At 23.9% G+C, this 524-nt stretch carries 2 protein-coding genes; both read left to right on the top strand.

Annotated features, from left to right (window positions below; genetic code table 11):
• A partial coding sequence (locus HX088_RS13885) for a hypothetical protein (RefSeq protein ID WP_502875142.1) occupies positions 1-308 on the top strand: 308 nt, incomplete at its 5' end.
• Positions 309-363: 55 nt separating this feature from the next.
• A partial coding sequence (locus HX088_RS13965) for an HTH domain-containing protein (RefSeq protein ID WP_353619313.1) occupies positions 364-524 on the top strand: 161 nt, incomplete at its 3' end.

Raw genomic sequence — 524 nt, 5'->3', positions numbered from 1 at the left:
AACCACAATTTGAAGATGATGAAATAAAAAAACAACGTTTAAATAAACAAATATCAAACCGATGGTTTATTCCAAAAAATGTAGAAGATTATTTAAAATACAATTTTGATTACACAGACAAAGAATTAAAAAATAACCTAAATTTATTTGAGAATTTATATAATAATTTATCTGTAGAATCTTTATTAGATTTTTTATCAGAACTTAGAGAGCCGTCTGCTTATGCTACGAACCGAAAAGCTTTTATAATTGGTGCTTTAAAAAAGAAAATGGAACAAATTGTAGAGGAAAAATACTTAAATAAATAACCTGTTTTTTTGACAAATATTTGACAATCTTTGACAATCTTTGACAATTAAAAAAATGAAACAATACAACTTAAAAGATTTAGCTAATAAGTTAGATGTTAGCGAAAGAACCGCAAGAAGATACATAGATGAACTCATTAACGAAACCCAAACTATTAGAGAAAATAAATACAAATTTTCTTATTTAATCTTTAATTACATTATTAATTCAAGACA

Source organism: Empedobacter sp. 225-1, from assembly GCF_030328185.1.
Taxonomy (GTDB): Bacteria; Bacteroidota; Bacteroidia; order Flavobacteriales; family Weeksellaceae; genus Empedobacter; species Empedobacter stercoris.
The sequence above is the reverse complement of the archived record's forward strand: the minus strand, read 5'-3'. Positions and strand labels throughout refer to the sequence as shown.